Origin of the sequence: Streptomyces sp. NPDC127108, assembly GCF_042677545.1 — a bacterium.
In the GTDB taxonomy this organism is placed as follows: domain Bacteria; phylum Actinomycetota; class Actinomycetes; order Streptomycetales; family Streptomycetaceae; genus Streptomyces.
The window spans coordinates 119793-133178 of sequence record NZ_JBHXTE010000012.1; the positions used below are offsets into that span (position 1 = coordinate 119793).

At 73.9% G+C, this 13386-nt stretch carries 11 protein-coding genes; 5 read left to right on the forward strand and 6 right to left on the reverse strand.

Annotated elements, in window-relative coordinates; translation table 11 throughout:
• The first annotated feature begins 84 nt into the window (after positions 1 to 84).
• Entirely contained in the window at positions 85 to 777 is a 693-nt protein-coding gene (locus ACFVHO_RS12725; protein ID WP_385712882.1) for a TetR/AcrR family transcriptional regulator, read from the forward strand.
• On the opposite strand, the gene ACFVHO_RS12730 is transcribed toward ACFVHO_RS12725, so the two are convergent.
• From ACFVHO_RS12730 to ACFVHO_RS12750, 5 genes are all read right to left on the reverse strand, one after another.
• Positions 770 to 1990: a glycosyltransferase gene (locus tag ACFVHO_RS12730; RefSeq protein WP_385712884.1), complete on the reverse strand. Its 1221-nt coding sequence runs from the start codon at positions 1988 to 1990 to the stop codon at positions 770 to 772. The genes ACFVHO_RS12725 and ACFVHO_RS12730 overlap by 8 nt on opposite strands.
• Positions 1991 to 2220: 230 nt before the next feature.
• A complete protein-coding gene (locus ACFVHO_RS12735) occupies positions 2221 to 3990 on the reverse strand; it encodes an AMP-binding protein (protein ID WP_385712886.1) in 1770 nt (589 codons plus the stop codon).
• Positions 3991 to 4096: 106 nt separating this feature from the next.
• A complete protein-coding gene (locus ACFVHO_RS12740; protein ID WP_385712888.1) occupies positions 4097 to 4873 on the reverse strand; it encodes a helix-turn-helix domain-containing protein in 777 nt (258 codons plus the stop codon).
• Positions 4874 to 5077: 204 nt separating this feature from the next.
• Positions 5078 to 5830 carry a hypothetical protein gene (locus ACFVHO_RS12745; protein ID WP_385712890.1) on the reverse strand — a complete coding sequence of 251 codons (753 nt, stop codon included), beginning with the start codon at positions 5828 to 5830 and terminating at the stop codon, positions 5078 to 5080.
• Positions 5831 to 5871: 41 nt separating this feature from the next.
• Positions 5872 to 6297 carry a hypothetical protein gene (locus tag ACFVHO_RS12750; protein ID WP_385712892.1) on the reverse strand — a complete coding sequence of 142 codons (426 nt, stop codon included), beginning with the start codon at positions 6295 to 6297 and terminating at the stop codon, positions 5872 to 5874.
• Between the two features lie 173 nt (positions 6298 to 6470).
• On the opposite strand from ACFVHO_RS12750, the gene ACFVHO_RS12755 reads away from it, so the two are divergent.
• From ACFVHO_RS12755 to ACFVHO_RS12770, 4 genes are read left to right on the forward strand one after another with little or no spacing between them, the layout of a single operon-like run.
• Positions 6471 to 8078, forward strand: a complete 1608-nt coding sequence (locus ACFVHO_RS12755; protein WP_385712894.1) for a hypothetical protein — start codon at positions 6471 to 6473, stop codon at positions 8076 to 8078.
• Positions 8078 to 9406, forward strand: a complete 1329-nt coding sequence (locus ACFVHO_RS12760; protein WP_385712895.1) for a hypothetical protein — start codon at positions 8078 to 8080, stop codon at positions 9404 to 9406. Before ACFVHO_RS12755 ends, ACFVHO_RS12760 begins: the two co-directional genes overlap by 1 nt.
• A gap of 3 nt (positions 9407 to 9409) precedes the next feature.
• Entirely contained in the window at positions 9410 to 11182 is a 1773-nt protein-coding gene (locus ACFVHO_RS12765) for a tetratricopeptide repeat protein (RefSeq protein ID WP_385712897.1), read from the forward strand.
• Between the two features lie 17 nt (positions 11183 to 11199).
• On the forward strand, positions 11200 to 12525 hold the full coding sequence (locus ACFVHO_RS12770; protein ID WP_385712899.1) for a hypothetical protein: 1326 nt from the start codon (positions 11200 to 11202) through the stop codon (positions 12523 to 12525).
• Here ACFVHO_RS12770 and ACFVHO_RS12775 read toward each other — a convergent pair.
• Positions 12518 to 13276, reverse strand: coding sequence for a DUF3592 domain-containing protein (locus tag ACFVHO_RS12775; protein ID WP_385712900.1), 759 nt, complete (start codon positions 13274 to 13276; stop codon positions 12518 to 12520). The two genes, ACFVHO_RS12770 and ACFVHO_RS12775, sit on opposite strands and share 8 nt — an antisense overlap.
• Positions 13277 to 13386: the final 110 nt, after the last annotated feature.

Below are 13386 nucleotides of genomic sequence, written 5' to 3' on the forward strand. Positions count from 1 at the left end.
GTTTCCGGATGTGCCAGGACCATAGCTCGAACATCGGCCAATTTCCAAACACTGTTCAACCTTTGCTCGCCGTACCATGGAGCCATGCCTGCTGCGAGCCGCCGCGAACGCCATCGCGCCCAGACCACCGCCGAGATCAAGGCGACCGCCCTGAAACACCTGGTGGAGGAGGGTGCGGAGGCCGTGGCCCTGCGGGGCATCGCCCGCGACATGGGCATGGCGCCCGGCACCTTCTACAGCTACTTCGACACCCGCGAGGCCCTCCTCGCCGCCCTCGCCGCCGACGCCTACCGCGACCTCGCCGCCCACCTCCGCGCCGCCCGCGACACCCACCCCGCGACGGTCCCCGCCGCCCGCGCCCTGGCCCACGGCCTCGCCTACCGCGCGTGGGCCCTCGCGCACCCCCAGGAGTTCCGGCTCCTGTTCAGCGGGCGGGCCCAGGCGCCGCGCGCGGACACGGCCGAGAGCGCCGAGGCGGAGTACGAGCTGTGCCTCGGCATCGTGGAGCTCGCGACGACGGCCCGGCCCGCCGGGGACGCCAGTGCCTACGCCTGGGGCGACTTCGACCCGGCGTTCACCGCCGTCGCCCGCGCCGCCTTCCCCGACCTCACCCCCGCCGCGCTCGCCCTGTCGCTGCGGGTGTGGGGGCGGATGCACGGGCTCGTGACGCTGGAGATCGACGGTCTCCTTCGGCCGCAGATCGACGATCCGGCGGTGCTGTACGGGGACGAACTGCGGGATCTGGTGCGGGGGTTGGGGCTCGCGCCGGTCAGCTGAGTCCGAGGACCAGCTTCGCCGCCACCGCCGCCCCGTCGTAGCTGACCGCCGCCGCCACGGCCGCCGCCCGCTCCCCGGTCCCGGGCGCGAGCGCCGTCCCCAGCGCGGCCGACAGGGACGCGAACGTCGGCGTCGGCCCGTCGTGCGCCGCACCGATGCCCAACTCGGCGACCCGGCCCGCCCAGTACGGCTGGTCCGTCGCCTGGGGTACGACCACCTGCGGCGCACCGGCCCGGGAAGCCGTCGTCGTCGTACCCGCCCCGCCGTGGTGCACGACGGCCGCCACCCGGCGGAACAGGGCCTGGTGATTGACCTCGTCGACGGCGAAGCAGTCGTCCTGGTCGTCGATCAGGGCCAGGTCGGCCCAGCCGCGCCGGACGAGGACCCGGCGGCCCTGTGCGCGTACCGCCTCGATGGCGACCCGGGCGACGTCGTCCGAGCCGTGCATCGGCATGCTGCCGAAACCCACGTACACCGGGGGCGCGCCCGCGTCGAGGAACTCCACCAGGCCGTCCGGGAGCGGGCGTTCGTCCGGCAGCGTCCAGGCGCCGGTCTGCACCACGTCGAAGCCGAAGCCCGCGCCCTCGGCGGCCCGCCAGGGGTCGAGGACCGGGTCCGTCGCCAGCCACGGCCGGTCGCCGATGACGTAGTCGCGGACGTCGGCCACCGGGGGCAGGCCCATCGACGCCCGGTTGGTGTTGACCGCGTCCCCGAACAGGACATTGATGCTCCGTGCGTCCAGGTCCCACAGCTCCCGGTTGTCGGTCACCTCCGGCGGGAACGGACGGCCCGGGTACGCCAGCGGCGCGTGGTGCGGCGACGGCAGCGTGAGCTGCTGGAACGTCACCGACACGGACGGAACGCCCAGCTTCTCCGCCACCGAACGCGCACCCGCCACCGCGGGCACCATGCCCGTCGCCACCAGCGCGTCGCACCCCTCGGCCGCCGCCGTGACCGCGTCGAGCTGGCTCGCGATCAGCTCGGCCGCGCGCTCCGGCAGGGACTTCGGCTGCCGCGCCGCGGTCGTCAGCGCCCGCGCCGACTGCCCGACCGGCACCATCTCCACGCCGACACCGGCGAGGCGCTCCGCGAACTCCTCGTCCGGCGGCGCGCACACCCGTACCTCCGCGCCCAGCTCCCGCAGCCGCACCCCGAGCCCCACCAGCGGCTCGACGTCCCCGCGCGACCCGTACGTCGAAAGAACCACACGCATGTCGCCACTCCCCATGTCCGCTCCCCATGTCCGCGCACCGAGATCGCGCCCCGAGATCGCGCCCCGAGTCCGCTGTTCCCGGCCTCGGCGGGCGATTCTGCGGCACCACGGGGGCCTTGCCGCAAGCCCCCCGGTGAGCTATACGTTGAGAGTGGCGGGGAGAGGGTGCCCGCTTTTTTCATGCGCCTTTCCCGGCACCGAGCACCGAATCCGCCTGGCCGCCGCCTTCGCTAGGCGCCGGACGCGGGCCCCGCCGCCGCGTCGAGCCGGATCTCACGCCGCAGCACCTTCCCCGCCTCCGACCTCGGCACCCGCTCCCGGAACTCGATCACACGCGGCACCTTGAACCCGGCGAGCGCGCCCCGGCAGTGCGCGGCCAGGCGGTCGGCGAGCCCGTCGTCGCCCGGTGTCCCCGGCTCGGGCTGCACGACGGCCGCGACCCGCTGCCCCCACTCCGCGTCCGGTATCCCGACCACGGCCACGTCCGCGACGTCCGGGTGCGCGATGAGGACCGCCTCGACCTCCGCCGGGTACACGTTCACGCCCCCGGAGATGATCAGGTCGGTGCGCCGGTCCCGCAGGTACAGCCAACCGTCCTCGTCGACGTACCCCTCGTCACCAGCCGTGAAGTACCTTCCCCGCATGGCCCGTTCGGTCTTCTCGGCGTCCTTGTAGTACGCGAACGGCACGACGGGCCGGAAGTACACCCCGCCGGTCTCGCCGACCGCGACCGGCCGCCCGTCCCCGTCCAGGATCCGCACGTCGGTGCCCGCGAGGGGCAGGCCCACGGTGCCGGGCCTGGCCAGCCAGTCCGCGCTGTCCGCGGCGGATACCCCGCCCTCGGTGGCCGCGTAGAACTCGTACAGGACGGGCCCGAACCAGTCGATGGCACGCCGCTTCACGTCGGGCGGGCAGGGCGCGGCGCCGTGCACGACGGCACTCAGGCTCGACACGTCGTACCGCCCGCGCACCTCGGCGGGCAGCCGCAGCACCCGGTGCAGGACCGTCGGCACCGCGAACAGCACGTCGACCCCGTGCCGGTCGACGAGCTCCAACCAGTCCTCCGTACCGGGCCGTTCGGCGATCACGGCCGTGTGCCCGAGCTGCATCGCCATGTTCGCGAACAGGCCGGGCGCCGCGTGGTACAGCGGCGAGGCGCACAACTGCGTGTACGCGCCCGGGCGCACGCCGACGCGCGCCATGAAGTCCAGTTCGTACGGGCTCGGTCCCGGCGGTGCTTCGGACAGCGCGCGGCGGACGGCCTTGGGGCGGCCGGTGGTGCCGGAGGTGTAGAGCATGACGCCGCCGGCGCGAGGGTGCGGGGGCGGGGTTGCGGGGGCGGTGGCGAGGAGGTCTTCGTAGTCGGTCCAGGCCGGGGGCGGCTCCGGGGTCGTTGCCGGGCGTGCTTCCCGGGACCGCTCCGAGGGCGCATCCGGGCACGCTTCCCGAGACTGCCCCGAGGACGCCTCCAGGCACGCTTCCCGAGACTGCCCCGAGGACGCCTCCAGGCACGCTTCCCGAGGCCGCTCCGAGGACGCCTCCAGGCACGCTTCCCGAGGCCGCGCCGGGGGCGGGCCTTGGGGCGTCTGCCCGGCCCGCCACACCAGGCGCCGCTCCGCCGGGATCCCGGCCGCGTCCAGCGCGGGCCCCGCCACATCCAGCAGCGACGCGTCCACGACGACCACCCGCGCCTCGCTGTCGGTGACGACATGCGTCACCTCGGCGGTGGTGAAGTGGTGGCTGAACGGCGTGAAGTACAGCCCTGACCGGCCGGTGGCGAGCCGCAGTTCGAAGAAGGCGCGGCTGTTGGGCAGCATCGCGGCGACACAGTCCCCCGGCCGCAGGCCCAGCCCGGCGAGGGCGTGCGCGAGCCGGTTCACGCGGGCGGCCAGCTCCCCGTACGAGACGGTGGTGCCGTCGGGCTCGACGAGGGCGGTCCTGTCGGGGTGCGCGGCGGCGACCGCGCCGAAGCCGACTTCCGTACCCGCTGCGGCGCCCATGCTCTCCCCTGTACCCGGCCGTCCTGCCGTACCCAGCCGTCCTGCGTCCATGGCGCATCGTAGGCACAGGCCGTCACACTGACATCAGCGCCCTGACCTGGCCTGCTCAGGTCCGGTGTCCGTGCGGGAACCGCTGGATGGTGGTGCTGAGCATGCGGGCGCTGCGCCGCGCGACCTCCGTGGTGTGCGCGAGGCGGCGCGGGTCGGGCACGGCCACGCCCACGGCGGCGACGACCTCGCCCGAGGCGGCGTGCACGGGCACCGCGAGGCAGAGCCGCTCGCCGCCCCATTCGTACTGGTGGAGGTCGAGGCCCTGCTCACGGGCGGCGCGCAGGCGCCGGGCCCACTGGTTCGCGGTGTGGTCGGGTGGCGGGGGCGCGGGTGGGGGCGTGCGGGCGGACGGGGGCGACCCCAGGGCCGCGAAGACGACGTCGGCCGCGCTGTCGGGCGGCAGGGTCTGGCCGGGCAGGTGCGGGAAGAACTCCCGGGCGGCCGCGGCGATCCCGGTCACGACCGTCATGCGCCCACCGGAGGGAATGGCCACGCACACCGTGGCCCGGGTCTCCAGGGCGAGGTGCCGCAACGGCCCGGCCGCGCCGCGCTCGAGGAACCGGTGCGCGGTCCACGACCGGCCGAGACGGGCGAGGGTCGGGCCGACGCGATAGCGCCCCTGATGCTGTTCCACGGCGCCCAGCTCGACGAGTTGCCCCAGCAGCCGGTGCACGGTGGTCTTGGGCAGCCCCGTCCCCGAGGCCAGCGCGCTCAGGCCCGCCTCGCCGACCCGCGCGATCTCGTCCAGGACCACGAACGCCCCCGCGAGGACACCCCGCCCGCCCGGGGGCCCGTCCGCCCCGCCCGCCCGCGTCCCACGCCCCTGCTCCATGGTCCCCCCGGTGCTCGGTGGCCCGAAAGGAGCACCACAGTAGGCGTGGCGGGAAGGGGAGTTGGAGGCCCAGACAAGCCGAATGGGAAAGACCCCCGCGACGAGGCGGGGGCCTTGGCTGTTCAGGTGTCAGTCCAGTACCGACTCGCCCCGGACTACGGACTACGGACTGCCGACTACGGACTGCCGACTACGGATTGACGACTACGGATTGACGATGAAGTAGTCGATCGGCACGCCGAGCGGGCTGCCCCAGTCGATGTGGACGCGCACGGAGATGACGCCGTTGTCGGGCGCCACGTTGTACACCAGGTAGCGCGCCGCGCCGATGAACTTGCCGCCACCGCCGGTGGGTTCACTCACCGCCACGAACACGCGCGTGTTGGCCGTGAAGGTGGAACTCGTGAGGTTGAAGCGCACGAACCCGTTCCACGCGCCCCAGTCGTGCCGGTAGGTGTAGCCCCTGCCCGTCAGTTCCTGCGGACTCACCGCCCCCGTCTCCCCGACGACCCGGATCTCCGATTCCTCAAGCTTGGCCTCGACGAGCTGCTCGGGTCCGTGCGGTGTCTGCTGAGCTGCCATGTCGCTCCCCCCTCGACGCCCGCCGTCACCGGCGAGCGCCGAATCACCCGGATTTCCTACGCGTTCGAGGCTGCCCGGGGCAGCGCGGACCGGGCAAGCGTTGTTCCGCTGACCGGACCGGAAGGGCCACGACCGCCCGCGACCGGCCACCGCGCGCGCAAGGCGCTCCGCGAAGGCGCGCAGCGCGTCGATGCGGTGCGGGTCGTAAGGCATGGAGTGGCGCGCGCCCGACGTGAGGGTGATCTCCATCCTGGGCCTGCGACCGGTGCCGAAGTCCAGGCGGGGCTTCTGGAAGGCGTGCATGCGGTGGGTGTCGGAGTAGCCGAAGACCTCGAGCACGCGGCCGTCGAAGGAGAGCAGGACTGTGTCGGTCACGAAGACTTCGTCGGGTTCGTGTGCTTCGTACGGTGGTGACGTCACGCCGTCTCGCCGTCCCCCGCGTAGAGGTAGCCGCCGGGGCGGGCGGGGTCGGCGATCAGGAGTACCTGGTCCCCGGTGCGCGGGATCCGCAGCTTGGACACGATGGTCTGGAGCGCGATCGGGTCGGCGTGGGCTCCGGACGGCCGCAGGACCAGGTCGACGACCGGGTCGAAGTTGACCAGCTTGCCGGTGTCGCTGATCGACACGACGACGGCGGGCGTGGTCGGCGCCCCCATGGCCAGCAACTGCCGTGCGGTGGCGGCGGAGTTGTGCGCGCCGATCGACTGCTGGACCTTGGCGAAGTCCTCGCCGCCGAGGAACGCGCGCGTCGTACGGCCGTAGAAGCCCTTGCCGGAGGCCACCTTCCCGGCGATCTCGGCGGCCCGCTCCTCGCGGGTCTTGCGCTTTCCGAAGAGTCCCATGGTGTGCCTTCCCCCTCTGGTGCCGTCTCTGGCTCTGGTGCCGGTGCTGGTGCCGGTGCCGGATCTCGTGCCGGTGGTGCTGCCCGGCGTGCTTGACGTGGACGCTAGGGGGCGGGTCTCGCCTACCGATCCCAGGTTCGACCGTCTGTTCCCCGACGACGTAATCTCGGGCCATGCCGTCCGCGAGCAAGCTGCCGAGCGACGGGCGCCGTTCGCGGGCCAAGGTCATCGACAGCGCTTGGCGTGGGCTCGGGGCGGAGGCGGAGCCCGGGGCCGGGTCGGTCCTTCGGGCGCTGAGCGGGCCCGGGGGCGCGCCGTTGACCCGTACGGTCAAGCTGATCGTGCTGCCGCTGATCGTCAGACCCGCCCTGCACCCGGAACTCGCGGCCGACTTCCTCGGCCCGCGCGAGGCCGACCGCCTCGACTCGCTGATCCGGGATTCCGGTGCGGTGCTGGTGGCCACGGCCCAGTGGTTCACGCTGCTCAAGAAGGCCCGCCGGACGCTGGGGATCGTGGCGGGCAACCCCCAGGACCTCTACTTCCAGCGCTGCTTCGAGCTCGCGACCGAGCACGGGGCACCGACGGCCGGGGCGGACGCGGTGGCCCGGGCGGTGGTCGAGGACGTCGCGGACGTGACCGGTGGGCGCACGGTGGCGGCGTTGAGGGAGCATCTGGCCGATGCCGGGCGGTGCACGCGGCTCGACGAGGTGCTGACCGCCGCTTGGGAGGCGGGTCGGGCGGACCTGGACGTCGACGCGGATGTGAGCACGGCGATCGGCTTGGCGGCGGAGGTCCTTGAGGTCTGCGGTGCGAACGGTACGAACGGTACGCCGGACCAGCGCCCGCGTCCGGGGGACAGTGCGGCGGCCTTCGCCACCATGGTCCGGGGCGGACACGGCAGCCTGTTCGGGCGCGTCCTGCGGACGGACGCACTCGGGCGCGCCTTGCGGACGGACGCACTCGGGCGCGCCCTGCGGACGGACACGAGCGGGGTGTGGGGGCGTGCCGACGTACCGACGCACCTGGGACTGACCGCGCACCCGGTGCCGCCGCGCCCGGAGGTCGGCCGGAGCGCGTCGACCGCGACGCTCCCCGCACCGCTCGACCGCACGCTCTTCGAGCGGCTCTTCACCGTCCTCCAGACGTCGACGCACCGGGACGAACTGCCGACGGTGCCGGAACTCGTGCGGCGGGAGGTCGGCCGGAGCTGTGCTCCGCTCGGGCTGTACGACGAGAGCTTGCGGGTGGTTGTTCTGCTCGGCGGGAGGCTGGCTGTGGGGCTGGATCCGCTGGGGTGCGGGGGTGGTGGGGTGGGTGGGTCGGGGGGAGCCTCTGGGCCGGGAGCCGCAGCCGTCCTTGCGGAAACGGCTGCCCACCGCATCGTCAACAGCCGCTGGCAGCGCGAGGCTTCGGTCCTGCGGGCCCGCCGGATGACCGTCTCCCCCCGCCCCGACCCGGACGGCGGCCCGCTGGAAGCCCTCGCCCACGACCTGCGTACCCCGTGGTCGGCGTACATGCGGCGGCTCTGGGTGCGGCTGCACGGGCGGGACGTCCGCGACGCGGCGCTCGCGGACGCGGCGGCGGCCTGGGCGGTGCTGGACGGGGTCGCGCGGTCGGTGATGATGGACCACCGGGCGCGGGTCCGGGCGGCGCTGCGTGCCTTGTCGTCCGACGCTCTGTCGTCGGATGCCCTGTCGCCCGACATCCCGCCGTCCGACGCCGTTCCGTCCGAAGCCCGGTCGACGGCCGCCGCACGTACGGCCGAGCCGAGGAGCGCGTGATGCCGGAGCCGCAGGCCGACGTCCACATCACCCGGGCCGACGACGACACCGTACGCGTCGGCGGCCCGGCCGTCGGGCCCGCCTGCACCCGGGCCGTCCTCGATGTCGCCGGCGCCGTCCTGACCTGGCCCGTCCTCGGCGCGCCGGGGCTGCCGACGGCGGAGATCCATGACGTGGGGCGGGCGCAGCAGTGGCTGTGGGCGGTGTACGGCGAGGGCGTCGCGGGTGCCGTGGACGTCCTCGCGGCGCCGCTCCCGCCAGATGCGGGGGCTCCGCCGGGTGAGGTGATCCTGCCGGGCGAGGTGGCCCTTCCCGGCGAGATGGCCCTGCCCGGCAAGGTGGCCCCGCCCGGCGAGATGGCCCTACCAGCGCAGCCCACCGCCCTCGCGGACAGCGCCGCCCGACTCGCCCTCGGCCACTGGGCGGCCCGCTGGTGGCCCACATCGCACCTCGACGGGATCCCCGCCCTCGAACCGGACCTGCTCGGCCTGGAGTTGGCCGCCCTCACCCACGCGTGCCAGCAGCTCTTCGACGACTTGGAGGACCAGCCCGACGGCGACGCGGCCGTACTCCTCGAGGACCACCGAGCCTCGCTCGACCCGCTGATCAGCTGGTGGCGCGCCGCACGGCGGCCGACGGACCCCGCGTACCGACTGGACAGCGTGCTGCGGCTCCTCGACGACGCGGCGGACAACGCGGGGGTGGACGGGGAGAGTTGGCGTCGGCTCCGGTCGGCCCTGGAGGCCGGTACGGGGCACACCCCCGGCGCCACCCCCCTCGACCTCACCGCCCTCCTCCCCCGCGACTACGCCCTCACCGCCGGAGCGGCCCCCCTCCCCGCGGGCGGCCGCGTGATCGCCCGCGGCACGGGGACCAACGACTGGCACCGCTACCCGCCCGGCTTCGTCGACGCGGCCGAGACCGCCGTGTCCTGGACCGCGTACGCGCTCGGCGCCGGACGCCGGATCGAGGTCGAGGTGGTCGCCGACGCCGCGGCACCCTCCGGCGGTGTGCTCCTCGCGGCGGAGGTCGAGGTGAACGGCGCCCCGCCGCACCGCGTCCCGCTGGCCCGCCGGGACGACCTGTGGACCGGCAGGGCGGACCTCCAACTCCCGGCCGCCGCGACGTCGCCGCGCATCGAGGTCGGCGTACTCCTGCCCGGCTTCGACCCGGGCCCCGGCGCCCCTGACGGCGCCGCCCGCACCGGGGTCCGCGCCCTGACCCGGCGCCGCCTCGCCAACGCGGCGGAGCCGCGCGCCGGGGAGGGCACGGGCACGGAGCCGTTCCTCGCCGAGATCGCGGCCGCCGCCGTACAGGAGGACTACTAGCGCATGCCGGAAGACAGAGAGGCCGAGGAACAAGCCGAGGAACAGGCCGAAGAACAACCCGCCCCCCTGAGCTACGGCGAACCCTTCAGCTATGGCGAACCCTTCGACACCGGCTTCGCCCTCGCCGAACACCACCAGCTCACCCCCGACCTCCCCGCCGCCCAGGCGGTCTACGCCGAACTCCTCGCCCTCGCCGAGTCGATCGAGGACTCCCCCGACGTACAACTCCTGCGCGGCCATCTCCTCTGCGACCTCGGGTCCGTCCAGCTCACCGCCACCGACCTGCCCGCCGCGACCCGGTCCATCGAGCGTGCCCTCGGCCTGGTCAGGGGCGTCGCGTCCGCCCCGATGGGCCCGCGCGGCCGCCAACTGTGGCTGGAGGTCCTGCTCAAGACGCTCCTCGCCAGGGCCGAACTGCTGCGCAGGACAGGGAACCTGGACGAGGCTCAGGCCACGGCGGACGAGGCGGCGGCCGTGCTGCCGGAGTTCGCGGACCCCGAGGGGCTGCGCGGCGCCGAGGTCGGCATGGCCCGCGTACACCTGCTGCTCGACCGCAGCGAGTGGGGCGCGGCCGAGGAACTCGCCTCGGCCCTCCTCACGACGGCACCCGCGGTCGAACCGCACCTGCTGGACTGCCTCGGCGTCATCTGCGCGTCGACGCACCGCTTCGACCTGGCGGAGGACTACTTCGCCCGCGCGGAGGAGGGCTACCGGGCGCTCGGACACACCTCGGGAGAGCAGCAGCTCCTCTCCCACCGGGCGTACGCGGCGATGCGCGCCGGAGACCTCGACCGCGCGGAGCGGCTGTACGCCGAGGCCGCCGCGGTCTTCGAACGGCAGGGCCAGTCCGAGGACCTGGCGGTCTGCGAGCAGGCCCGCGCCGCCCTCGCCGCATGGCGCGGCGACACCGCCGACGCGACCGGCCTGACGGCGTCCAGCCTGGCCCGCTTCGAGCGCCTCGGCGCCGCCGTCGCCGCCGCCGACACGATGCTGATGGGCGCCCGGCACGCGTACGAGCGGGGCGACATCGACGAGATGAAGCGGCTCGCCCAGACCGCGCGGGACGTCTACCAGGAGCGCGGCGTGTACGAACGCTGCGCGCAGGTGGACCTCATGCTCGCGCGGACCCTCGAGGACAACTTGAACCGGACCGACCACGGCGACCACGAGCGGACGTCCCTCGCGAACGCGCTCTCCCTCGCCCTGCCCGCCGCGCTGGCCCTGGAGGCGGCGCGCCACGACTTCGCCGGCGCCCACGCCCGCAGCCAGTGGCACCAACTCGCCGACGAGGCCATGCGGTTGGTGTTCCGCCTCGCCCTGCGCGCCCAGGACCAGGGCCTGATCTTCGAGCTGGTGGAACACCGCTGCGCGGGGGCGTCACTGGCCCTGAGCCGCACGGATCGTACGGAGCGTACGGACGGTGCGCGGCCCTCGCTGCCCGACGCGGGGATGACCTTCCCGAACGCGGCCATGAAGACGTACGCGCAGACGAAAACCGGCACGGGCACCGGGACCGACGCTGACACCGACACCGGCACTGACACCGGCGCCAACACCGACGCTGACACCGATTCCCCGATGGCCCTGGGCGGCGTGGCGGCCGAGGCCGCGGCCTCCGTCGGCCTGCGGGTCGCACCGCCACCCCGCATCCTGATGTCCCCCGAAACAGGCCGCATCGCGCTCCAGGAGTACATCCAGGCAGCCGAGTTCCGCTATCACCGGCGGATCGTGAGCGAGGAAGAGGTGCCGTTCTGGCCGCCGACGACAACGACCTGACCCACCCGAACCGCCCGGTGGTCCAGGTCCGCCTGGCCGACGCCGACGACCTCCACATGACGTGGACGTGGACCAGCGGCGCCCAGGGCTTCGGCACGGGTCACGCCCCGGCGCGGGAGGTGGACGAGGCGGTGGGCGCGCTGACGGCGGCGCTGCCGGGTGGGGGCGGATCCGGGGAGGGGATGCGGCGCGCGTTCGAGTCCGGGGCGCTGGCCACGTACGAGGACGAGCGACGCCTCGCACGCGTACTGGCCGAGGCGTTGTGGCCCCCGGCCCTGACGGACCAGATCCGCCAGGTGTCGGCGCACCGCGGCCGCCGCCCCCTGATACGCCTCCAGCCGTCACCCCGAGTGGCCCAGGTCCCGTGGGAACTCCTGGCGGTGGACGCGCCGGACACCACGAAGGACACCCGCCTGCTCGACTTGGCGGACATAGCCACGACAACCCCGGCGTCCCTACGCGCCCCCACACCCCCCGCCCCTCACACACCCCCGCCCGACACCACCAACACCCCCACCACCCCCTCCACTTCCACCACCCCCTCCTCTCTCACCACCCCCTCCGCTCCCCCCACCGTCCTGATCCTCGACCCCCGGATCCCCGGCTTCCGGGCGGACTCCCCCCTCGGCTCGGTCCTGGGCCCCCCGGGCACGGACCCCGCGCTCCTCGCCCTGATCCGGCGCCACATGGACGCGGGCCCGATCGCACCGCCCGTATCGACCCCCGCCGAGGCGCTGCGCCGCACGGACCTGGACCGCGAGTGGCTGAGCGAGGTGCTGCGCGAGGGAGCGCGCCGTCTCCTGTACGTGGGCCATGTGAGCGGCGCGCCGCTGGAGGCGGGCCGGAGCGAGGACGTGACGCTCCACCTCACGTGCGGCCCGGAGACGAGGGGCCTGACAGCCCCGGTCCGCACCCACCGCCCCCTGTCCGCGAAGGACCTGCTCCTGGGCACGCTCCCCCTCGAACCGGACGGCGTACCGGGAGCGCGCCTGTGGCCCGCACCCCCGCGCGTGGCCCTGATCGCCTGCGAGAGCGGCGGCGACCTGCGCTTCACCGAATCCTTCGGCCTGGCCACGGCGATGATCCACAACGGCGCGCACCTGGTCACAGCGACCCGCTGGGTCCTGCCGACGAGCTTCGCGTTCCACCGCTTCGCGTCCGTACCGGATCAGCTGCGCCCGCTGACCGAGGCCGTGATCGCGGTCGACGCGGCCCACGAACACGAGGACCCCGTACACCGGCTGGCCCACTGGCAGCGCGCCCGACTGAACCACTGGCGCACGACCCGCGGCCCGGAGCACACCCCCCTGCTCTGGGCGGCCCTGACCAACATCATCAACTGAGGGCGGCCCAAACCCCCGGATACCGAAGGGAGATCACCCCCAGGACAACGGCGATGCCCCCCGCTCCGACCAGAGACCGAATGAACCGGACGGCGGCGGCACGATCGCGCCGGTCATGGTCGAGGTCGGGGGTGAAGACGGCCGGATCGCCGGGCGCGTAATGGATGACGAGGTCACGCCCGAGGGACGACCGGGGATTCGGAATGCCGTCCCTGCAGAGGGCGGTGACGAGCAGCCGCTCCCGCGTGGTGAACTGGACGACAGGAGCGTGATTGACGATTTCGTCGCCCTCGCCATCGGTGTAGACGTCCCTGCTGACAGCGATGACACGCCCAGGAACGGCAACAGCATCCGCCAGCAGGGCACCGCGCTCCCGGGCAAGGGCGACATCACGGCTGAGCAGACCGACAGCGCCCAGCAGCCCCCCGACTCCCAGGAGCCCCACGCCGTACCCCCACACGAAGAACGCCTGGACGACCAACCCCACGCACATCAGGAACACGAGGCAGTTGGGCGCACCAAGCCCCCGGGTCTCCCCCTCCGCGTCCTCCAACAACCGAAACCGCTCAGGCCGCCCCCGCGGAAACCACACCGCGAACTCCCGCCCCACCCAGGCCACATCCACCACATGCCCTCGCTTCCCCGCATGCCGCACCCGCACCTCCCGCTGCCCGACGGGATCCCAAAAGGCCACGACCACCGGCACCCCACCCTGCTTGGACTCCCCGTGCCCGGGCGGCTGCACCTCCACGACCGTCCCCCGCACCCACACGGCCCGCTGCACCCGAGTGACCCCACCCAAGGAACACGCGTACCCCACCAACGCGATCCCCCCAGGCACCACCCACCACAGCCCGACCA